27 protein-coding genes and 1 other RNA gene are annotated in these 20,308 nt (G+C 34.4%); 10 read left to right on the forward strand and 18 right to left on the reverse strand.

Features of this window, described 5'->3' with window-relative positions; all coding sequences use genetic code 11:
• Positions 1 to 93: 93 nt before the first annotated feature.
• The 3 genes from NST00_RS01710 (at position 94) to NST00_RS01720 (ending at position 2,915) form a co-directional block, all read left to right on the forward strand.
• Positions 94 to 1,062 carry a DMT family transporter gene (locus NST00_RS01710; protein WP_096549857.1) on the forward strand — a complete coding sequence of 323 codons (969 nt, stop codon included), beginning with the start codon at positions 94 to 96 and terminating at the stop codon, positions 1,060 to 1,062.
• 90 nt (positions 1,063 to 1,152) lie between these two features.
• Entirely contained in the window at positions 1,153 to 1,860 is a 708-nt protein-coding gene (locus NST00_RS01715; RefSeq protein WP_096549858.1) for a Fe-S oxidoreductase, read from the forward strand.
• A 185-nt stretch (positions 1,861 to 2,045) separates the two neighbouring features.
• Entirely contained in the window at positions 2,046 to 2,915 is an 870-nt protein-coding gene (locus NST00_RS01720) for a YitT family protein (protein ID WP_340710143.1), read from the forward strand.
• Positions 2,916 to 2,992: 77 nt separating this feature from the next.
• Here the strand turns inward: NST00_RS01720 and NST00_RS01725 are convergent, their stop codons facing one another.
• The 8 genes from NST00_RS01725 to NST00_RS01760 form a co-directional block, all read right to left on the reverse strand.
• Positions 2,993 to 3,733 (reverse strand): alpha/beta fold hydrolase, encoded by a 741-nt coding sequence (locus NST00_RS01725; protein ID WP_168412690.1) that lies wholly within the window; start codon positions 3,731 to 3,733, stop codon positions 2,993 to 2,995.
• Between the two features lie 80 nt (positions 3,734 to 3,813).
• Positions 3,814 to 4,521 carry a GNAT family N-acetyltransferase gene (locus tag NST00_RS01730; protein WP_184656249.1) on the reverse strand — a complete coding sequence of 236 codons (708 nt, stop codon included), beginning with the start codon at positions 4,519 to 4,521 and terminating at the stop codon, positions 3,814 to 3,816.
• 11 nt (positions 4,522 to 4,532) lie between these two features.
• Positions 4,533 to 5,648 (reverse strand): mandelate racemase/muconate lactonizing enzyme family protein, encoded by a 1,116-nt coding sequence (locus tag NST00_RS01735; protein ID WP_096549861.1) that lies wholly within the window; start codon positions 5,646 to 5,648, stop codon positions 4,533 to 4,535.
• A 26-nt stretch (positions 5,649 to 5,674) separates the two neighbouring features.
• On the reverse strand, positions 5,675 to 6,790 hold the full coding sequence (locus NST00_RS01740) for an amidohydrolase (RefSeq protein WP_096549862.1): 1,116 nt from the start codon (positions 6,788 to 6,790) through the stop codon (positions 5,675 to 5,677).
• Between the two features lie 233 nt (positions 6,791 to 7,023).
• Entirely contained in the window at positions 7,024 to 9,024 is a 2,001-nt protein-coding gene (locus NST00_RS01745; RefSeq protein ID WP_168412691.1) for a TRAP transporter permease, read from the reverse strand.
• Positions 9,014 to 9,526: a DUF1850 domain-containing protein gene (locus NST00_RS01750; RefSeq protein ID WP_096549864.1), complete on the reverse strand. Its 513-nt coding sequence runs from the start codon at positions 9,524 to 9,526 to the stop codon at positions 9,014 to 9,016. Before NST00_RS01750 ends, NST00_RS01745 begins: the two co-directional genes overlap by 11 nt.
• Before the next feature lie 72 nt (positions 9,527 to 9,598).
• A complete protein-coding gene (locus NST00_RS01755; RefSeq protein WP_340709548.1) occupies positions 9,599 to 10,594 on the reverse strand; it encodes a TAXI family TRAP transporter solute-binding subunit in 996 nt (331 codons plus the stop codon).
• Between the two features lie 297 nt (positions 10,595 to 10,891).
• Entirely contained in the window at positions 10,892 to 11,464 is a 573-nt protein-coding gene (locus NST00_RS01760) for a superoxide dismutase family protein (protein ID WP_016837642.1), read from the reverse strand.
• A 106-nt stretch (positions 11,465 to 11,570) separates the two neighbouring features.
• On the opposite strand from NST00_RS01760, the gene NST00_RS01765 reads away from it, so the two are divergent.
• Positions 11,571 to 11,756, forward strand: coding sequence for a polyribonucleotide nucleotidyltransferase (locus NST00_RS01765; RefSeq protein ID WP_340709549.1), 186 nt, complete (start codon positions 11,571 to 11,573; stop codon positions 11,754 to 11,756).
• Positions 11,757 to 12,041: 285 nt separating this feature from the next.
• On the opposite strand, the gene NST00_RS01770 is transcribed toward NST00_RS01765, so the two are convergent.
• Entirely contained in the window at positions 12,042 to 12,476 is a 435-nt protein-coding gene (locus NST00_RS01770) for a hypothetical protein (protein WP_339289434.1), read from the reverse strand.
• A gap of 210 nt (positions 12,477 to 12,686) precedes the next feature.
• On the opposite strand from NST00_RS01770, the gene NST00_RS01775 reads away from it, so the two are divergent.
• Both NST00_RS01775 and ssrS read left to right on the forward strand, forming a co-directional pair.
• Positions 12,687 to 13,328, forward strand: coding sequence for a YfbR-like 5'-deoxynucleotidase (locus NST00_RS01775; protein ID WP_096552362.1), 642 nt, complete (start codon positions 12,687 to 12,689; stop codon positions 13,326 to 13,328).
• 136 nt (positions 13,329 to 13,464) lie between these two features.
• Positions 13,465 to 13,655, forward strand: a non-coding RNA gene (ssrS, locus tag NST00_RS01780) — 6S RNA.
• Between the two features lie 157 nt (positions 13,656 to 13,812).
• On the opposite strand, the gene NST00_RS14935 is transcribed toward ssrS, so the two are convergent.
• From NST00_RS14935 to NST00_RS01795, 4 genes are read right to left on the reverse strand one after another with little or no spacing between them, the layout of a single operon-like run.
• A complete protein-coding gene (locus NST00_RS14935) occupies positions 13,813 to 13,950 on the reverse strand; it encodes a hypothetical protein (RefSeq protein ID WP_445329566.1) in 138 nt (45 codons plus the stop codon).
• 26 nt (positions 13,951 to 13,976) lie between these two features.
• Positions 13,977 to 14,459, reverse strand: coding sequence for a hypothetical protein (locus tag NST00_RS01785; protein WP_340709550.1), 483 nt, complete (start codon positions 14,457 to 14,459; stop codon positions 13,977 to 13,979).
• A gap of 12 nt (positions 14,460 to 14,471) precedes the next feature.
• Positions 14,472 to 15,305: a helix-turn-helix domain-containing protein gene (locus NST00_RS01790; RefSeq protein ID WP_340709551.1), complete on the reverse strand. Its 834-nt coding sequence runs from the start codon at positions 15,303 to 15,305 to the stop codon at positions 14,472 to 14,474.
• Between the two features lie 40 nt (positions 15,306 to 15,345).
• The gene (locus tag NST00_RS01795) at positions 15,346 to 15,552 is read right to left on the reverse strand and encodes a hypothetical protein (RefSeq protein WP_340709552.1); all 207 of its coding nucleotides are present in this window, start codon (positions 15,550 to 15,552) and stop codon (positions 15,346 to 15,348) included.
• A gap of 208 nt (positions 15,553 to 15,760) precedes the next feature.
• Between NST00_RS01795 and NST00_RS01800 the strand changes: the two genes are divergently transcribed.
• The 4 genes from NST00_RS01800 (at position 15,761) to NST00_RS01815 (ending at position 17,753) form a co-directional block, all read left to right on the forward strand.
• Positions 15,761 to 15,988 carry a helix-turn-helix domain-containing protein gene (locus NST00_RS01800; protein ID WP_340709553.1) on the forward strand — a complete coding sequence of 76 codons (228 nt, stop codon included), beginning with the start codon at positions 15,761 to 15,763 and terminating at the stop codon, positions 15,986 to 15,988.
• 98 nt (positions 15,989 to 16,086) lie between these two features.
• Positions 16,087 to 17,070: a 3'-5' exonuclease gene (locus tag NST00_RS01805; RefSeq protein WP_340709554.1), complete on the forward strand. Its 984-nt coding sequence runs from the start codon at positions 16,087 to 16,089 to the stop codon at positions 17,068 to 17,070.
• A gap of 253 nt (positions 17,071 to 17,323) precedes the next feature.
• Complete coding sequence (locus tag NST00_RS01810) at positions 17,324 to 17,515, forward strand: hypothetical protein (RefSeq protein ID WP_340709555.1); 192 nt, start codon at positions 17,324 to 17,326, stop codon at positions 17,513 to 17,515.
• The gene (locus NST00_RS01815; RefSeq protein WP_340709556.1) at positions 17,496 to 17,753 is read left to right on the forward strand and encodes a helix-turn-helix domain-containing protein; all 258 of its coding nucleotides are present in this window, start codon (positions 17,496 to 17,498) and stop codon (positions 17,751 to 17,753) included. The genes NST00_RS01810 and NST00_RS01815 overlap by 20 nt, the downstream gene beginning before the upstream one ends.
• A gap of 96 nt (positions 17,754 to 17,849) precedes the next feature.
• Here the strand turns inward: NST00_RS01815 and NST00_RS01820 are convergent, their stop codons facing one another.
• The 5 genes from NST00_RS01820 to NST00_RS01840 all read right to left on the reverse strand — a co-directional run bounded on the left by NST00_RS01820 (position 17,850) and on the right by NST00_RS01840 (position 20,207).
• Entirely contained in the window at positions 17,850 to 18,590 is a 741-nt protein-coding gene (locus tag NST00_RS01820; protein ID WP_340709557.1) for an N-acetylmuramoyl-L-alanine amidase, read from the reverse strand.
• A 1-nt stretch (position 18,591) separates the two neighbouring features.
• Positions 18,592 to 18,843 (reverse strand): phage holin, encoded by a 252-nt coding sequence (locus tag NST00_RS01825; protein ID WP_168412179.1) that lies wholly within the window; start codon positions 18,841 to 18,843, stop codon positions 18,592 to 18,594.
• A gap of 14 nt (positions 18,844 to 18,857) precedes the next feature.
• Positions 18,858 to 19,103 carry a hemolysin XhlA family protein gene (locus NST00_RS01830; protein ID WP_168412178.1) on the reverse strand — a complete coding sequence of 82 codons (246 nt, stop codon included), beginning with the start codon at positions 19,101 to 19,103 and terminating at the stop codon, positions 18,858 to 18,860.
• 91 nt (positions 19,104 to 19,194) lie between these two features.
• The gene (locus NST00_RS01835; protein WP_340709558.1) at positions 19,195 to 19,536 is read right to left on the reverse strand and encodes a hypothetical protein; all 342 of its coding nucleotides are present in this window, start codon (positions 19,534 to 19,536) and stop codon (positions 19,195 to 19,197) included.
• Positions 19,533 to 20,207: a hypothetical protein gene (locus NST00_RS01840; RefSeq protein WP_340709559.1), complete on the reverse strand. Its 675-nt coding sequence runs from the start codon at positions 20,205 to 20,207 to the stop codon at positions 19,533 to 19,535. Before NST00_RS01840 ends, NST00_RS01835 begins: the two co-directional genes overlap by 4 nt.
• Positions 20,208 to 20,308: the final 101 nt, after the last annotated feature.

The raw sequence follows: 20,308 nt of genomic DNA on the forward strand, positions 1-20,308 counted from the left end.
TAAGTTTTTTATTTTCATGTTTGAATATTCTGTTAATATATTTGTAGTATAGAATTTTTCGATATTTTCTCTAAGAAAGTAGGTATTAATAAAATGAAAGAAATCACTCTTGGCATATTTGCAGCCTTATTTTTTGCGGTTACTTTTATTTTAAATCGGTCCATGGAGTTAAGTGGAGGAAGTTGGCTGTGGAGTTCTTCACTAAGATTTTTCTTTATGCTTCCCTTCCTTATTGCCATTGTTTCTTACCGAACTGGTTTTGAAAATTTACGTAGAGAAATGAGAGAAAATACTTCAAAATGGTTGCTCTGGAGTTTCGTGGGCTTTGTTCTTTTTTACGCACCACTCACCTTTGCAGCAGCTTATGGACCTGGTTGGCTTGTGTCGGGAACGTGGCAGTTTACGATTGTTGCCGGTGTAATTCTTGCACCGTTATTTGTAACCGTCGTAGATAACAAAATCATACGTCAAAAAATACCGCTCACTTCCTTATTCATTTCATGCATTATTCTAGTCGGTATTATGCTTATTCAAATACCACAAGGAAAAGAGGTAACTTTCAATCACTTACTGCTTGGAATGATTCCGGTAGTCATCGCTGCCTTTAGTTATCCGCTTGGTAATCGAAAAATGATGGAGTTATGCGGCAGTCGAATCGATACGTTTGAACGTGTGCTTGGTATGACCATTGCATCGCTGCCAGCTTGGTTTATTTTAGCTGTTATTGCGATTTGTACAGTGGGGCTCCCTTCCATGAACCAAGTCATACAATCCTTAATTGTCGCTGTTAGTTCCGGTGTAATCGCCACGACGTTGTTCTTTATTGCCACAGACCGTGTGCGAAATCATCAAGGAAAACTTGCTGCAGTTGAAGCCACTCAATCGATGGAAGTCGTATTTGTCATTATCGGAGAAATGATAATACTTGGAGTTCCTCTACCAGATCCAATTGCACTTTTCGGTCTTGCGGTTATTATCGTAGGCATGCTACTTCATAGCTATCACACAGCGATTATAGGAAAAAAATCAGACCTATCAGAAAAAGCCAAACTTCTCCAATGACGTTTGGCTTTCCCCTTCTATATCATCTCCAAACAAAATCAGCAAAAACATGTTATGTTAAACACAGTGAAATAACATAGAGGTGATACGATGCCCGTTTTAACATATGAACAACTTACTTTCCTAAATTCCTATAGTATTGTTACAGAAGAGCCGAAAAATCCTTTATTTACATTGGAAAATATACATAAAGAATTTTTTCTAAAAGATTTTCTGAAGCTCATGATGGAAATTACTCAAGCAAGTACAGAGGCTGCAGCTATATCCCATTTCAGCTGTCGCTATGGATTATTCGTTGCTACCCAATTTTATTTTCTCACTGCTTATGATGAAATTTGGGACGGAAAATTAGAAGATGTTCGTTACTTCCATGTACATGAATATGGTATGGATACGCTCGGAACATACATTACTCCTACAGACTTCCGCTATGTAGAAGAAAATGAAAGGGAATATGTCATTTCAAAAATCCTGTATCAAGCCCATCAAATTATTGTACAACTTCGCCAAACAACAACCATCTCTCCTCTTACTCTTTGGGAGAACATCTTCGGGTATATGTTGTGGAATTATAATGTATTGCTACAAAATCCTCTGCTGGCAGACCGAGCTTTTGAAGATATCGAAATACTTGAGGATACAAAAGTATGGCAACGTTTTTCAAATAAATCTTGGTTTTATGAATATACAAAAGGAAAAAATCCGATGGAACTCGTCAATTCGCCAGTGCGAAAAAGTTGCTGCTTTACAAAGGATATTCCTGGATTAAACGCTTGCACTTATTGTCCAATAAAATAATGTTAAGAGATTTCCTGCTTATCAAAGGTAGTTACTTTGATAGAGTAAATAGGAAATCTTTTTCTTTTTTATAACATTTTCTTCTCAATTAATCAAAAATTTATTAGAGCTAGTAGATGCAAGACTTTCAAAATTTTGATAAAATTAAAAAGCACTCTTAGGAGAAAGGATTGGAACCTATACATATGCATGAAGAAAGTCATGAACCTACCTTATTGAATAGAATTGTAAGTATTGCCTTTATTGTTATCGGTGCATTTATTGCTGCCTATGGTCTTGAAGCTGTATTAATTCCAAACAGCGTATCTGATGGTGGAATTACCGGAATATCCATTATTCTCTCGACGCTTACCCCACTTCCGTTAGGTCTTTTCTTAGCAATTTTAAACATCCCATTTATTTATTTAGGTTATAAATTAATCGGAAAAACATTTGCGATTAATTCCGTTATTGGTATCGGTACATTATCATTTGCTACTTCGATTATGCATCATATCCCAACTATTATTAATCAGGATTCTTTATTAGTCACGATTTCAGGTGGTATATTACTCGGGATTGGTATGGGTCTAGCATTACGTAACGGCGGTGCCTTAGACGGTACGGATATGCTTGCTGTATTAATTAGTAGAAAAGTACCTTTTTCAACTGGTGAAATCATTTTAGTTATCAATGTATTTATTTTCATTTTCGTCGGTTTTGTATTTGGCGTTGAAGGAGCTCTTTCTTCAGCAATCGCCTATTATATCGCTTCAAAAGTTATTAGCATCATCGAAAATGGTCTTGAAGATGCGAAATCCGTTACAATTATAAGCAAAAATTCCCGAGAAATCGGAGAAGCGATTATCAATCGATTAGGTCGTAGCGTTACTTATTTAAATGGGATTGGTGGATATGCCAACGAGCCAGTTGAAATTGTTTATTGCGTCATCAACCGAATGGAAGAAAGTAAATTAAGAACCATCGTCAGACAGAAAGATCCAAATGCATTTATTACTTTCAATGATATTGCAGAAGTTCGTGGCGGCAATTTCAAGAAAAAAAATATCCATTAATCTACACCAAAAAAATAGATTCCAAAGAAAAAACAACAAGTTTCAACACTTTGTTGTTTTTTCCTTTTTATAAATACTCACCCATATATTGTTCTCATCTCTTTCACCGCTTCAGTTGAATACTTTGTAATAAATTCCCCATGCCCTAAATCCTTCAAAACCTTTTCTTTTATGTTAGGTATAACTTGTTTTAAGTATTTAATGGATTTTGCAGGGATGATTTCATTACTGCCGTACCAATAATACATTTCTGTTGAGTTCCGAAGGGATTGTTGTAATGAAAATTTGAATAACTCTAGAAAGCAATTTTCAATACTTTTGAGAGAAATTTGAGGATATAAAGCCTTCTTTAAGCTTTCAACATCCACATCGTAATAACTTAATAACGAGCGCATTTTAGGATGTAATTGATTATTTCGTAAGTCTAAAAGGATTTTTGATAAAATCATCGCTGCCGTTTTCGAATAAATCCCTAAAGGAAGATAGTAGGCTGCATCTAAAATTACTTTTGATATTTGTATTTTTTGATTCGCTAACAACTTTAATAAAATGGTTCCACCCATCGAAAAACCGTATGCCCCATGTACATAATCCGTATATCGACTTAATATATAATTTTCAATTTGTTCTGTTTCTTGATCAATACATTCAAAATGAGATGACGAATCTCCATTATGTCCATCCAGAGAAGGAATAATTAAATAATAATGCTTTGATAATTCATCAATGAGTGGATGAAAACTTTCCCAAGTAACGGCCATTCCGTGGATTAATAGTAACTTCGGGTTTCGGAGATTCCCAAACTCGTGAAATTCCATATCCATCTTCCTTTTTTCACTTAGTTTGGATATCCTTTTCACCCTTATACTAGAAATGATGAAAATTAAAAAGGCTTGGTCTATTCCAAGCCCTCGTTTGAAACTTTCTTATATTCAATAAACCAATCATCGTCTTGTTTTTTGTATGCAACTCCAACATATCCATTATGTAATAGGTTCTGTTGACCTTCAATATCTCCCATTGAAATAAACACCGATTCATCTCTCAATTGCAAGTGTTTGTGCAAATATTTCACGAAAATGTATCGCAATTTCCGGCCGTACTTTTCCTTCAATGCAGCAATATGCATTCCTTGATGAAATTTATCTTTTATGCTTGGGATATTATAAGGCATGACTGTCGCTAGCACATAATCGAATTTCGATGTATCAATTTGGTTCATGATAATCGTTGCCATCTTTTTTTGTAATCCATATCCACGGAAATCAGGATGCACATTTGAAATTTCTTGATATAATATTCTTTTCAAATCTGCTTCATCCGTCAATCCAATATCTCTTCCCAGACTCTGATCATCTACAATTGGGATTAAGAGCGCACGAAAAGCAATGAGACGATCATGATTAAAAATTCCAATCATCAATCCATTGCCCTTTAGAATAAATAAAAATTCCTCCGCAGAAAGAGGCTCTAACGTTTCTTGATTTGGCAGTGCTTTAACAACTTCTTGTTGGAGATCTAAAATCCGTTGTAAATCCTCTACCGTTAATCTTCTGACATAATAGGGAATATCCCCTAAAACACCTTGTTCTAACACTTCAGACATGTCTTCCACCTTTATTCAATAATGCAAGAATCTGTTGTTAATTGAGATAAAACCTCTTCATCAATTTTTACACCTAAACCTGCTTTTTCATTCAACTCAATAAATGGAATTTTATAACTTTCCTTTAAATCCCCAATATCCGTTTTAAATTTAAGTGGCCCCGTTAATTCCACACTCGTAATAATTTTTTTCGAAAAGGCTACATGAAAACCAGCAGCCGATCCAATGGATGACTCCACCATCGAACCAATTTGACATTCAATTCCGGCCATTTCCGCCATTGTCGCTAGTTTCACCGCAGGATAAATTCCTCCGCATTTCATTAGCTTAATGTTCACTTTATCTGCAGCTTTTTTTGCAATAATTTCCCTCATATCACGAACATTGCAAAGGCCTTCATCAATCATAAGAGGTATGTTGGATTTTGATTTAATTTCAACCATTGCCTCAATATCATCTGCAACCACTGGCTGTTCAATCCAATCGATGCCCATGGATTCCAAATATCGCAATGCTTTTAAAGTATTTGCGCTATTCACCCATCCTTGGTTTACATCAATGCGAATGGCAATTTGTTCTCCAACCCGTTGTCTTACAGCTTTAATTCTTTCTACATCACTTTCTACATCTCTGCCAACTTTCATCTTAAAAGATCGATAGCCTTCTTTTACTTTCTCTTCTGCCTCATCTGCCATTTTATCAGGCTCATCAATGCTTAATACGTGAGTAATTGGAAATTTTTTATGAAATCTTCCTCCAATGAGTTGATAGATAGGTACTCCAAGTTTTCTTCCCACAACGTCAAAACATGCAATATCGATTGCCGCCTTTGCACTCGGTGCGCCTTTTAATATGCGATTCATTTTGTCATGAATTTTTTCAAAATGAAAAGGCGTTTCATTAATCATCGCAGGTGCTAACGAATGTTTTAACACATGAAACGTGGATTCAAACGTCTCACCTGTTACGTGTTCATCCGGTACACTTTCTCCCCATCCAACGAATCCCTCATCCGTTGTAAGTTTTACGATAATCGATGGCATCGTTGGATACGTACCGTAACTAACAATAAAGGGTTTTATCAGTGGGAATTCCACTGCAAAAATTTCTATGCTCTTAATATTCATCAAAGTCAACTTCCTTCTAACAACATTTATTTATATTGTGTTGCATTAAACAAAGTTTTAGCCAACACTTTTGCTCCGATAATTAACGCATCTTTATTGAAAGTCATGTGCGGATGATGAAGGCCTGGCTGTAAATCTGCACCGATACCAATCATTGTCGCTTTCAACTCCGGTTTCGACACAGTGTAAAAATGAAAATCGTCACTACCTGGCGTGTGCACCGGCTCTGCTAAGAAGCCCTCTCCAACAGTATCCATAATCGCTTTTTCCGCAATTTTCTTCGCTTCTTCGGATACTTCAGCACCAGGCGTTTTATCATACCAATCCCAAACAATTTCTGTATCAAACATTTTGCTAATATTTCGAAGTCCGTTTTCTACATGTAATTGCAATGCATCTAACACTCTATTTTTTTGAGCTCGAATATCGATAGAGAAGGTAGCGTTCCCTGGAATGATATTAACGCTTCCACCATCAGCCACCACTTTCGTTAACTTCACACTATGCACTTCAAAAGGGTTTAAATAAATATTTTTCAACATTTGTTGAATCGCTACAATGATATCGATAGCATTTTTCCCTTGATATGGCCTTGCACCGTGTGCATCCACACCTCTGATCTCACCTTGTAAAAATAGTGCGGCACCATGGTGAATCGCAGGAGATACTTTACCAAAAGGCAACTCATCGATAGGTCTTAAATGAATACCAAATAGATAGGATACATCATCGATTATTCCCCTCTTCACCATTTCAATCGCTCCACCGCCTACTTCTTCAGCTGGTTGGAAAATAAACCGCACTCGCTTCTTTAAAGGAAGGTCTTTAATTCTTAGCAATGCACCTAATACCATTGATATATTCGCATCATGTCCACAAGAATGATTGGCTTTCATGACACCATCTACTTCTTGCCAAAGGGCGTCAATATCAGCTCTTACTGCGATTACTTCATCCCCTTGACCAATTTCAGCAACAAGTCCAGTCATATCGTTAAACCGTTTATATGGTACCTTTAATTCATCCAAAATTGATGCGATTTTATTAGTAGTTTGATACTCTTTCCAACTGACTTCTGGACAGTTATGAAAAAGCTCAAACCAACTAAAGACGACTTCTTCATATGTTTTCACTTGACCCATATTTTCGCACCTCTATTTTATTGCTTACTCTATTATACATAATGTAGTAATATTTATTAATTGCTTTTGCCTACACAAAAACAATTACTTCCATCATAAAATAATCATTAGAGTTTTTCGTGCGAAAATTATTCCATGTATCCCATGAATTCGGTTCAATCTATCATTTTCTATTAATAGATTAGATTTTTTACAAAAAAATATCCGTCTCTTATCGAGACGGATTAAAATCATTAGTTGATCGATGCATCTAATTTAGTGTTATTACCTTTATTTTTTGTGAATAGTTGAATCGCAAACATGATGCCGAATACGATTAATCCAATTAAATCTGACATAGATTCTGGATAAATCATCGCAAGACCCGCTAAAATCACAATGATTCGTTCTATCCAATTAATCTTACGATACCAATATCCAATTACTCCTGCACCAATTGCTATCATACCCATCATAGCTGTGAATACAACCCAAATAACCTCTAAAAATGTTACATCAATCATTAATAATGCTGGAGAGAAAACAATCATATACGGAATAATAAAGGCTGCAATAGCTAGTTTTGCCGAATTCACACCCGTTTTAATTGGGTCTCCACCCGATATACCCGATGCCGCAAATGCTGCTAGAGCAACCGGAGGCGTAATATCCGCAATAATACCGAAGTAGAATACGAAGAAGTGTGCAGATAACATCACAACAAGAGGTACTGCAGCTTGTGGAACGTCTGGTGCAAGTAATGCTACAATCGCTGGTGCCGCAATCGTTGAAGTAATAACGTAGTTGGCTGTTGTAGGGGCACCCATACCTAAAATTAATGAAGCAATCATAACAAAGAACAATGTTAATAAAATGCTTCCACCAGCTAGTTTTACTAAGCTGTTTGCTAAACTTAAACCAAGACCCGTTTTTACAACGACTCCTACAATAATACCCGCACAAGCAGTTGCCGCAACTACGGCTAATGCTGTTCTAGCTCCATCAACAAGCGCTTCAATAATATCTTTCACACCAAATTCAACTTCTTTGTTAATAAACCCAATAATAATACAAGATAGAATACCGTATAACGCTGCATGAATTACAGGAATTCCAGTCATCATTAATACGATAATTAATAGAATCGGAATTAATAAATATAGTTTTTTGAAAATTTCTTTTCGATTAGGAATTTCTTCATCCGTCAACCCACGAAGCCCCATTTTTTTCGCCTCAAAGTGAGTCATAATCCAAATTCCTGAGAAGTATAAAATGGCTGGAATAATGGCCGCTTTCGCAATTTCCCAGTAAGTGATACCGCGTCCAATAAATTCAACCATTAAGAATGCTGCTGCCCCCATAATCGGCGGCATTAATTGACCACCTGTTGAGGCTGCTGCCTCTACCGCACCTGCAAATTCCTTTTTATATCCCAATTTTTTCATCAATGGTATTGTATATGAACCTGATGTTACAACATTGGCAACGGAACTTCCTGAAATTGTTCCTTGTAATGCAGAGGAGAAGACAGCTACTTTTGCAGGTCCACCAATCAATTTCCCTGCAATTGTAATAGCTAAATCGTTGAAGTAAGATCCAACTCCTGTTTTTACTAAAAAAGCACCAAATAATAGAAAGGCAAAAATATAAGTGGCAGATACACTAATAGGAGTACCTAAAATACCGTCTGTTGAGAAATACATTAAGTTTACGATTTGTTCAAGCGATTGACCACGGTGAGCCAAGAAGTCTGGCATGTAAGGGCCAAAGAACGCATATACCAAGAATAGTGACGCTATAATTGTAATCGGTAAACCAACCGCTCTTCTCGCAGCCTCTAGCACTAATAGAATAACTATCGTACCAACGATAAAATCCATTTGGTCGATTTTCCCTAAGCTTGTTACAAGTCGTTGATAGTTAAGCGTCCAATACATCCCTGAAATTGCTGCAATGATCGCTAATAAATAGTCGTAAAATGGAATTTTCGTTTTAGATGCCTTTTTTCGTGCAGGGAATAAAAGAAAAATAACTGTTAACCCGAATCCTAAGTGAATGCTACGTTGTATATAAGCTGTAAATTGACCAAATATAGCCGTATACAATTGGAATAATGAAAAGGCAAGTAGTAGACCAAACACAATCCATTTCATTACTCCACCTAAACGTCGAACATTAGATTCGGTGTCATACTTCTCTAAAATTTCTTGTTGCTGTTCTTCTGTTAGAACTTCTAGTTGTTTATCAGTAGCCATGAGCTATTCGCACTCCTTTCATCTTGTCATAAAGAGAGATTTTTTTCACTTCAACGATATAGGAACTTCCCCGCTGAAGAAATTTTTTTAAATCATATTCCTTATCCTCGTAATAAAAAAATAAATCCCTATTGACATCTCCGACATAAAGGACAAAGTTTTCTATAAAATTATTTGAATAAAGTTTATACTTCCCATCTTCATATATTAATGTTTGCCCTTCTTCTGCAGAAGCTGGCATACCAATTGCCACATCTTCATACTCCATCAGTATCATTTTGATTTTATTGTCTATTATTTCATATGTTTCTAGTACATCCGTAAGGTGAATGGAATGGGTAAAACGAATTTGAAATAATGTATCTTTACCTACATCTATGTAATACATTTGCGGTTCATTCGTTTTTGTTTCCGTGAAGGAAATAACAGAAAAAAAAGGAAGGAAAAAAAGAACTGCGAAAATTGCGATGATGACGATTATGATAATTGCAAATTTTTTCATATTATCTCTCCATATACAAAGGGCCTGAAGAAGCACTAGCCTTCAAGCCCTTCACTTTGCAACGATCAATAATTATTCGTCAAAGTATTTTTGAGCACCTGGGTGCACTTCAATTCCAATACCATTTAGAGCAGTTTCTTTCTTAATGAATGCACCTTTAGCATGTCCAATTTTATCAGTATTGCCATAGATTGCTTTTGCAATTCCGTACGCTACATTTTCTGGTAAATCTTTCTTCACAGCAAGCATTGCAAGTACAGATACAGTAGGAACATCTTCAGCTAAACCATAATTTCCTGCTGGGATTACATCTTCTGTGTAATATGGATATTTTTCAATTAATGCTTTTGCTTTTTCAGAATCTACTGGAACAACCACTACGTCAGCTTGTGCACTTAAAGCTTCTACAGCAGCTGTTGGATATCCAGCAGTAATGAACGCTGCATCAATTTGGCCTGTTTGTAAACCATCAGTTGATTCACCAAAGTCTAAGTTTTGCGCTTGGATGTCTTTCATTGTTAAACCATGAATTTCTAATAATTGTTCAGCGTTTGCGTAAGTACCAGAACCTGGAGCACCGACAGAAACTTTTTTACCTTTTAAATCTTCAAAAGATTTAATACCTGATTTCGCTGTTGTTACTAGGTGAACAGTTTCAGGATATAGAGCACCGATAGCTACTAAATCTTCCATTGGCTCGCCTTCAAACATTAATAGACCATTTTTAGCATAATATGCAATATCTGTTTGTACGAAAGCGATTTCAGCATCGCCTGCTTTTAAAGCATTTACGTTTGCAGCAGATGCTTGTGAAACTTCAGCAGTTGTTTTAATACCCGTTTCATTTGAGATTAATTCAGCAAATGTACCACCTAAAGCATAGTAAGTACCTTGTGTACCACCAGTTACCATGCTTAAGAATTTAATATCAGATGTTGTTTCTTTGTTATCCCCTTCAGATGAACCTTCATTTGTGTTAGAAGTGTCTTCTTTGCCACCACATGCAGCTAGCAACATGAGTAACATGATGCTAATTACTGTTAGAAATAGAAACTTTTTGTTTTTCAAATCAATTCCCTCCTCTTTGTAGTGCATAATAGGTGTTTTAACACAGTACAATTGTAACTATTGCAAATTACTTATGTCAAATATTTTTATAGAATAATAGCGCATTAAGTAGATAATAATTTTATTATAATAGAATTTTTTATATCAAAAAATAGGGTTTTACATTACAAAAGTGTTATATTACAAAGCTTTTTTCAAATTTTCTAATATCTGATTTATTATATTTAACAAAATAAATATAATAATAAAAAAATTTAGGATGTCGCTTAAAAATGAGCAAACATCCTGATTTTTTGGTTAATTTGACTCTACTACACCACAAGCAATTCGCGAACCAGAATTTCCGGATGGATCCGTTTTATAATCGTCAGGAGCTTCATGTAAAATAACAGAGCTTCCGTCTTCATCAAATAAGGAATTTTCCTTTCCTTTTTCTAAGGTAATATTTTTTGCAATAAATTCTATATCAACAGAGCCATTTTCATCTGGTGATATGTTCGGTAAATCTCCTGCATGGAAGCCCTTCGGATTGTCAAAACCATGTTCTTTTCCTTTAGGATTGAAATGCGCTCCTGCAGATTCAAAAGTCGGTTTTTCACACTTTCCTACTTCATGAATGTGGAAACCATGCTCTCCTTCCGGTACATTTTCCAATTTTACATGGATTCTCACACCTTCTGATGATTCGGTCAATTCAACAACCCCCATTTCATTACCCTCTGTATCAATCATGGTTGCTGTTGCAGCTAAAGCTTCTCTTGCATTCGTGGGGATTGTTTCGTTATTCTCTTCATTCGCAGCTCCAAAAAAACTGCAACCGCCTAAAAGTAATATGCTAAGTGGTAAACTGTTTAATAAGATGTTTTTCATGCTCATCCCTCCCTCGAAAAAAGTTTCGACAAAGGAGTGGATAAATATTCAAAAAAGATGGGAATGGCGAAAAACTTTCCGATATTAATGGAAAGGAGGGATTTCCGTGGATATCAATTCAATTATATCTAGTCAACTAGCCTCACTCCAACATACTCTACAATTAAGCATTCTAGACAAATCCTTAAATTTAGGATCATCCGGTGTCATTGAGATGTTGGAAAAATCAAATCAAGAACAGCATCAAATAAACCATCCGTATAAAGGAAATGTTATTGACGTGTCAATATAATGGAAAAGCAGGCGCCTGATAAGTCATTTAAGGCGACAATTTTCTATTAACGATGACACTTTCATCTCAAATAAATTGCGGCGAAGAGGCGTGTTTGATGTGACTATTTAGGAGCAAATAAAATTATTTATCATAAGTATTTGAGCCTGACCAAAAAGTTTGCACTTTGGTCAGGCCCTTCGTATTTTATTTACAAACTCCTTGGAATCTTTAAAAAAACAAAAAGTAGCATTTCGAACCATTTATCATATGAATAATATTACAACCTTTCTAACAACATAAGATTCACCATAGCATTGGTTTATCAACCATCAACCACAACATAATCAGCAATAATATGATATATTTCCATGTTGCTTTTCGTAATTTCTTGATAAATTCTTCTTTCTTATAACGACTCGTCCCAAAGGTTTTTAATGTGGGCTTGAAAGCACTTGCTAGGAAAACAATGGATATTAACATAATGGCAACCGTTAAAACAATCCACGAATCAGTCCATTTCCATCCGCTAACAATAATAAGGATCGCACCAGAAAGTACAAGAACATGACCGGCATGCTTGACAACGGTAATAGCTAGTCGAAAAGACTGTACAAATCCTATCATTTCTATCTCATCCGCAGCTTCCATTTTCTTTGTTAAAGGAATCAATGTAACTAACGGACCTATTGAAACGACTGCACTTAAAATATGAATGAATAAAAAAATAGTATGCATCATTTCTTTCACATCCAATCTATAATACCTACTTCTACTATAACATGTATTTCAAATACTTAATTTATAAATTCAATGACAAATCATTTTAGCATTTTATTAAACTATTTTACTTTTATGTTAAATGTTTAATTATCGCCTCTCATTGGATAAACTTTGATGTATGATTAACACACAGGATTTTCATAATCATGGTTGTTAGGAGTGTTTACAATCGGTATCCATAAATTTTTTACTAGTTTAAATGATCTAGAACGTATTTTTCGAGCTCCAGGGCGCTTTAAATTTGAAGAACATAATGTTGCTGCCCATTCTTGGAAAGTAGCTCAATACGCATTGTTTTTCGGAACGCTTGAAGAAATGAATGGGGCAAAAGTCAATTGGAAATCCCTTTACGAAAAAACAATCAACCACGACTTTGCAGAAGTATTTATTGGTGACATTAAAACACCGGTAAAACATGCAAGCGAAGAGTTAAAACAAATGCTTGCTCACGTGGAAGAAAAAATGATGGAAAAATTCATCAAAGAAGAGATTCCACCTGAATTTCAAGAAGTTTTCTTCGAGCGAATGAAAGAGGGAAAAGATGGTACGTTAGAAGGCAGACTTCTTGAATTTGCGGATAAGCTTGATCAATTTTATGAATCATTCGCTGAACTGAAGCGAGGTAATACGGATAAAGAATTTATTATTATGTATCAACAAGCATTAACAAATCTTCTTCAAATGCCTTTAAAAGTAAGTGTCAATTATTTCCGAAATGAAATTTTAAAGGATGTCATGAAAGAAGATACGCAAATTAATATCGCCGATTTAACAAATGAAATATTGAACAAAATAAAGCCTCAAGAGTAAGGATTCTGCTATAGTGAGGCTTTTATTTTGTATCCAATTCTATCTCTAATATCCGTTACTTTTTTATATTAAATATTTGACTTTTTTATTAAAAGATACTTACTTGCACGAGGCTACATATTCAATTACTATTACATTAAAGCTGCGTTGTACGTTGAATATTAAGTTTTAACCTTTGAACTGAAAAAGGGAGTTTTAGATCGAAGGTGGAATGGCGAGCGTCACACTACGGTGAATGACGATATACAGGAAATCTTCTGCGAACACCCACTTGGTGGAGTCGTGGTTTTAAAACTTTCTATAATATTACGGCAAGGCGGCTTGCACTACAAATGCTGTAATGACGGTATTTGTAGCAATTGGTTCCCTCTAAAGGGAACCTTTTTTATTTCTAAAAACAACTCATGGGGGTAAATTGGGGGTAAAATTGACGATAATTGTTGTTTAATATTATGACATAAAGTAATTAACAACAAATTACATCCTAACTTCCACAATACACCAGGAACAATTTACTTTTGCCCCGATCCGCATAAAAGTTAGATATTGATACGACATTAAACATTTTTTCGATACGTTCTATAGCTTTTTCGATTTCGTCTTTGGTTCCGTGCAGACGGATTTTCCTGTTACTTCATCCTTCCAAACTTACATTCGTTTCGGTTCATAATTTTTAAAATGATGCACAATCAGGTCGTGCCATCTTTTCTCTTTAGAAAAATCCCCATTATCTGATTTATCAGTTAGGCAGCACTTATCTGGATAAAGTGAAATTAAATACCCTTCATCGATAATTTGCATAGTTGCATTGGAAACAATTTGCACATATTCAAAAAGTTTTGGCCATTTCATTTGTTTTTCCATATCAGTAAATTCTGTTACCTTCATTGGTTCTAAATCGATGTATTTTACATTTCTTGACGCATGGCCAGATGAAAAAGCCGTATCAAATTCTCCTGATAAAGTACCGACTACTTTACCTAGAGTACCTTTTGATAGACTTCCGCCTTCTGCTTTATCACCATTAAATCTAACCAAAGAAGCCGAACTAATTTGTAAAAACCATGGTTTATTTTTTTCTGATTCTTGCATTTCCGTTTTTAACAATTCATCAAAAGACAATTGCTCCACTTTTATCCTCCTTTACCAATACAACCACTCAGGACCACGCATATTTTTACCGTTAACAAACTCCACTTCTCCACCTAAATACTTGCTTGCAAGATCCTCGTAATATTTGTCCAGTAGATTACGCAATGTGTTGTTAAAGTATCCAGTAATCGAATATACCTTTTTACGTTTAACCGCTCTAAACGTATATTTTAATGCTTCTATTGCAATCTCAATTGACGGTTTATTAATCTGCTTAGCAGTTTGAGCCAAGAAGATACCGTAGCACTTTGAAGCTAGCTTATTGTCTTTAACAAAATAGCTTACAAATTGCTTTAATCTTTGGTATGGTGTTTGCTCTTTAGTTGTCAACAAGTTATCCACATCAGTTAACGACTGCGCAGCATACGTATCTTTAGAATTATTTAATAGATTAAAAGAGTTTAATGGTTGGTTTTCGGATTTTTGCTCTGAAACGTTGTCATCGTTAGCTTTATCAGCATTTTCACGGACTGACATTTCCGGACTGACATTTAATTCGAAAGGTAAAATTACATAAATATTCGCGCCTTGGCCACCATTTTGGGAACGAATAGTATTTTCTTTTCGGATGATTCCAAGCTTTTCTAATTTCTTAATGGCACGATAAACTGTTCTTTCGCTTATCTCCAAACTATCTGCAATTGTTTGTACTTTCAAATGGCACGCACCAGGATGTTGTAAAGCATGTGCAGCGATTTTGAAAACGATGGCACGTTCTGATTTTGTTAGATTGTAGTAATGTGCTTGGATATGTTTTTCTACGTGCTGATCCATTTCTTCGACCGAATTAAACGTTGTGTATTCTTTTAAATATTCAAATGCCATCGTTCTCACCTCGCTTTCACATGAAATTAAAATTTAAAATTTAAAGTTCTAAATCCAATTCAACGAATGAAGCAATAACTGTTTCATTTTCCTCATTCACTTTTTCGTAAAAACCAAGACGATTTTCTTTGTATCCTTCTTTCTCCAACTCATTTAATAGTGTTGGAAGGTCTTTTCTTACTTTGTCATAAGCACCAAGACATTCATCACCAATATGCAATACCGCTCCCCAGACTTTCATTTTCATAATGATTTCCTCCTTTTTTGATTTACTTAATCGAAATGAGCTTTCAAAAAAATTTCTTTTAAGTAAATTTTCTTTTAAGTAAATCATAATTTCTTTTAAGTAAATTGTCAACAAATATTTCTTTTAAGTAAAATATGTATTATTATTTAATTAGAAATTTATTCATTATTTACTTTTTCCACAGTGTTTTTTAGAAAGTAGGTGACGTATGGTTAAATTAGTTTCAAATTTAGGAAATTTATTAAAACAAAGAGGATGGGACCAAAAAAGACTTGTGGAAGAAACGGGTCTAAATCCTCGTACAATCAGTGAATTGGTAAATAATAAAACTATACGAATTAATAAAAATGCATTAGAGAAAATTGCAGAAGCTTTGGATATAAAAGATATCAATTTGATTATCCAGTTTGAAGATGACAATAATGAAGAAAAATAAAAAGCCAAGTAGAACGAATCTACTCGGCTTATTTTTTTGTATTTTTTATGTTTATCGACCATTTTTCCATTATAATCATAAAAAAGGAGATGATGACAATGGAGAAATGGAAAAATCGAAGATGGGTTGTAATTGCTTGGTATTTTTTATTTTTATTTTCTATCCTCTTCTTTTTAGTTGTACCTAGTACTTTCACTTTTATTTTTCTCTTAATCATTGCAATATTAACGATATCGGCACATAAGTCTTATAAAAAAGCAAATCAAAAATCAAAATATAAATATGCAACTGCAAATACTAAAACTTTCATTAATGTTAATCAAAAAAATAAAGAACAGACTGATTTAGAAAAGCGTATTCAAGCTGAAATTATAGCTAATCCAAATATTACAGAAGAAGAATTAAAAGAGAAAATTGTCAAAGAGGAAAAAGAAAAAATAGCATCTGAAATTCTTAAAAATATAAAAATCGAAATTAATTATGGTAAATCTACTCCAAAAGAAAGTCAATCAAAAATTGACTATTTATCTTACTCAAAAATAAGAAAATTGACTCCTGACTTTATTGTTCTTGATTTTGAAACCACTGGTCTTTCCCCGGATGATAGCAAAATTATTCAAATCGGAGCAGTACGCTACCGCAATTTTGAAAAAGTTGAAGAATTTTTAACTTATGTTGATCCATTAATTGAAATACCAAAACATATTACTCAAATAAATGGTATAACAAATGATATGGTAAAAGGAGCTCCAACAATTGACATTGTCATTCATGATTTAATAAATTTCTTAAAAGATGATGTCATTGTAGCACACAACGCTCCATTTGATATGAAATTCTTATTAACAAACATGATGCTTAATGGGGTGGAATATAAAAAATACAAAGTAATAGATACACTTTCGTTAGCACGAAAATATATTGATTGTACAAAAAATCATAAACTTGAAACTTTGAAAAGTTTTTTAAGATTAAATCATCTCTCTTCTCATGATGCATTACATGATTGTTATGTAACTGCTGAATTATATAAATATTGTTATGAAAAAAGTTTAATAAAAAGTAACCCCACTCATGTATAAAGAGTGGGGTTTTTTATAAAAATATTCAAAACCTATTTACTTTTTTGAATAGATTTGATATAATAAAATCAGAAAGGAGGTGAACAAGTGGAGGATTTAAGAAATATAGTTCTCATCATCGCCGGTGTAATCGCTAGTATCAAAGGCACGATTGATATTATCGATAGATTCAAAAAAGGCGATGACAAGAACTAACACAAACCGAAGGGGCTTCGGCTCCTTCACCCTAATTATAACATCCTCCATGAAATTTATGAAAAAGAAAAGAATTTCTTCTTTAGATTGGCTAATGTTTATAGTTGTTGCAATGTTTTTAGTGGATTTGGATTTCCAAAATATGCGTGCTACTGAATGGGTAACATTTATTGCATGTATGTTGTGGCTAGTATTATTTATATTACGTCAAATACTTACGAAGGAACGTGATGAACATGCAAAGAAATAAAGAATATCACTTTCAATCAACTGAAGAACTACTCGCATTTTTAAATAAAGAATTATTATCAGCTGCTGAAGCTATCGAAATATTAGGTATCTCCAAAGCAAGAATTGGGCAACTAGTCAAAGATGGAAAATTACCAGTAGCCAAACAACAGCCGAAAATGTTTTTAAAAAGTGTAATTATGGAGAAAAAAGAGGAACTAGAAGAATTAAGAAAAAAATATCGGCCTTATGATGAATAAAAAAGGGGGCATTGTCCCCTCTATAAAAAACACCGCCTCCACACGGAAGGCGGTTTTAATGATACTCAATAAATAATTCAGCTAAGTTAATTATAATCATTTTGCTGTCCGATTTAAATAAACAATCGCATAGCTCACCAATTCGGAATCGGTATAATTTTTGATTTTTTCTTCAGTATGGTATTGAGCGTTGAATACTCCTTGCTTGCACGCTTTTCGGATAAGCTCCCTTGCTTCATTACGAGCTGTGTCTGTTAACACGATTTTTTCCCCCTTTTTCTCTTCCGCAGTTGAAGTTTTGGAATGTAAATTCAAAGATTTCCCCACATATTCTGCTAAACACTTAGCAATCGCTTGGCAGATTTTTTCGAAATCTCTCTTGTAGATTGCTACGTCAACAGTGCTATTCACAAAGCAGACTTCGATTAAAATTGACGGTTTATTCGTATTTCGAAGAAAAGCCAATTCTTTTCTCTCTTTCGCCCCGCGATTAATTAAACCACTCACATCCGATATTGCTTTACTCACTTTTGCTGCAAGTTCTTTTTGGTCATAATAAAGCACTTCAACCCCAAGCCCCTTATCTGTTCTGGTCGCTGAGTTAAAGTGCACTGATACATCAAGTTTTCGGTTTGTTTTATTATGCTGTGTCACTAAATAATTCAGATTTTGCTGTTGATTTTTGCTAGTGTTATCCTCAACATGATTCACTGTGATTCCACTGCTTCTTAATATTTCTATTACTCTTTTTACAACCTTTCGAGCTTCTGTAACTTCGTCGATTAAATCTCGTGCACCAGTGCCAACCGCCCAATGTCCGGGACTGATTGTAATCATTTTATTTCAACCCTTTCTTCTTTAATTCAGCTTCTTGTACTCGTGCTTTTTTCGTTACTACATAAGTGTTTTTCCATACACCATAAAGTACTAAAATAAAAGGCACTGCTGCCATTAACACATTCACAAAAGCGTCAATCGTAGCATCGTTAAACCAAGACAATTCAATTCCTAATGCTTGCAAAAATAAAAGGATTGCAGATAGCAACCCTCCGAATAAAGCTATATATTGTTTTAATTTGTCTGCTGACATTTTTATCATTCCTCCTAATTCGTTTTTAGCACTAATCCTAATAAAGCTAAAATTATTGCACCAATAATTGTCGTGGATGCCCAGTAAATAATTTTGTCTATTTTATCAATTCGATGGTGAGCGCTCTTTGAACTTTCATAAGCCTTTGTTGCGAGATCCTCGGCATTTTCTGCCGTCATTCGAATCCCTTTCACATCATCGACTTTCGCTTCTATTCTTCCAAGACGTTCATAAACGTCTCTTACTAATTCCTCACCCATAACTACACCTCGCAAAACAAAAATAACACCGCTTGGCACGGTACATTGTGATGCAATAAAAAAGCACCCTCTAATGAGAGTGCTGGATTAATTAACTATTTTTCCCTTTATCAATCGTGAAGTAAGCTACTGTTCCAGTGACAGCACTGCTTAGTATAGGTCCGATAATTACCCATACATCCTTTGCTGAATTTGGATCTTTAAATATCGATATTCCGCCAATTATTATTAACAAAGCACATACAATACCAACAAACCAAAGTATACCTATTCTGGTTTTTACTTCCCCGTGTGCTTTAATTTGTGTTGGTGTCATTGGTTTTTGAGTATCTAAATACATTTTTAGTAATTGATTGTATTCCGGCGTGTTAGTTGATGACTGATTATAATTGTTAGTAGTGGTAGTAGAGCTACTAGTTGTATTATTAGTCATTTAATCAACTCCGTAATACCAAGTTCTTTGAATCTTGGACTTATAAATTCAAGCAACTGATTTACATTAAAATAATCTAACTCACTACCATCCGGTACATTATTTATATCCCTCATCAAAATAATACCTTTTTCTTGACTGCCGTTGATATCGAAAACACCAACATTTATTTCAATAATGTCATTTAAAGTTCTTTCTTTCCAATCAGTTCTCTTATTGTATCGTATACTGAGTTCTTCCAGATCACCCAAATTTTTAATGAAGTAATTGCTTTGAACAATCTTTACAGCATTAGCTTCTTTTTTAAAGTACTTTCCGACCAAACCAAATCGTATAACTTTATTGCTAGATGTTACTACCTTTGTAAACTCGCGAACTTTCATTATAAAATCAAGAAGTATGTCATCGCTATCTTTGTTTATGCTTAGGCAATTTACAATAAAATCTATTCTTGTCTTAGAAATGTTACAAACATAAACCCCATTCGAACTTTCCATTATAACATTCGGTATATCGGGAGGGGCATTCGGTGGAATTGGAAGCACCGTCGGCATTTTATCAAAAATATTACCAAGAAAACTTTCTAATTTGTGACCTAACCTATCAGGTCTGTCTTCTACTTTTTCAAAGAATAGCGCAAATTGTAATTGCAACAGTTTTAGTTTTTCCATATACAAAATCCTCCAAAAATACATACTAATACCTATCATACATTGTTTAAGATACTTTGAAAATTGCTTTTAAAAAAAAGTAGATAGATATTACTAGTATT

Source organism: Ureibacillus sp. FSL K6-0165, from assembly GCF_038004285.1.
Lineage (GTDB): Bacteria > Bacillota > Bacilli > Bacillales_A > Planococcaceae > Ureibacillus > Ureibacillus thermosphaericus.